General features: G+C 37.1%; 1 protein-coding gene. It reads left to right on the top strand.

Annotation, left to right across the window (positions count from 1 at the left end; all coding sequences use genetic code 11):
- Window positions 1–75: 75 nt before the first annotated feature.
- Window positions 76–954 (top strand): SDR family oxidoreductase, encoded by an 879-nt coding sequence (locus tag VXQ92_RS21165; RefSeq protein ID WP_000432323.1) that lies wholly within the window; start codon window positions 76–78, stop codon window positions 952–954.
- Window positions 955–1,031 lie beyond the last annotated feature (77 nt).

Genomic DNA, 1,031 nt, shown 5'->3' on the forward strand with positions numbered 1-1,031 from the left:
AAGACTATTTACTCATATTCACGTGCAAATTAACCAATATAGAGGGACTGAAAATTAAATAGAGGTAGTCTAGACATGGAAAATACAACGAATCAGTATCCATCAGAAGTTCCTGCACAAGTTCAACCTCATCAACCAGGTGATCAGGAGAAAATGCATCCTGAACCAGAAATTATTAAAGCATTCCATAAAGGCAGTGAAAAACTAAAAGGCAAAGTTGCCGTCATTAGCGGTGGTGATAGCGGTATAGGCCGTTCAGTTGCCGTACTATTTGCCCGTGAAGGTGCCGATATTGCTGTACTGTACCTTGAAGAAGACCAAGATGCCGAAATTACTAAACAGCTTATTGAAAAGGAAGGACAACAATGTCTTTTATTAAAAGGTGATATTTCCGATCCAGACCTTGCAAAACAAAATATTGATAAGGTTTTACAGCATTTTGGTAAAATTAATATTTTAGTGAATAATGCGGGTGTGCAATATCAACAAAAAGAAATTGAAAGTATTAGTAATGAACAATTAGAAAAAACATTTAAAACAAATATTTTTGCCATGTTTTATTTAACCAAAGAAGCCATTCCTTATATGGAGGAAGGCGATAGCATTATTAACACCACTAGTATTACCAGTTACCAAGGTCATGATGAGTTGATTGACTATGCAAGTACTAAAGGTGCAATTACCTCTTTTACTCGTAGTCTATCGAACAATTTAATGAAGCAGAAAAAAGGTATTCGTGTAAATGGTGTTGCACCAGGCCCAATCTGGACTCCCCTTATTCCAAGTAGTTTCGATGCCGAGACTGTCGAAAAGTTTGGTAAAGATACCCCAATGGGTAGAATGGGTCAGCCAAGTGAAGTCGCCCCTGCTTATCTTTTCCTTGCCTCAGATGATGCAAGTTATATTACTGGTCAGGTTATTCATGTAAATGGCGGTCAAATTGTTAATGGCTAATAACATAATTTAGAAAAAGCCCTGAAAGCGTTTAAACTTTCAGGGCTTTTTTTATTTAAGCCGGTACATGTGCGGCT

The sequence above is a fragment of the Acinetobacter sp. 228 genome, assembly GCF_048147885.1.

What these genes read in the sequence shown, in the direction of transcription:
- VXQ92_RS21165 (WP_000432323.1), top strand. Translation starts at nt 76, where the DNA reads ATGGAAAATACAACGAATCAGTATCCATCAGAAGTTCCTGCACAAGTT.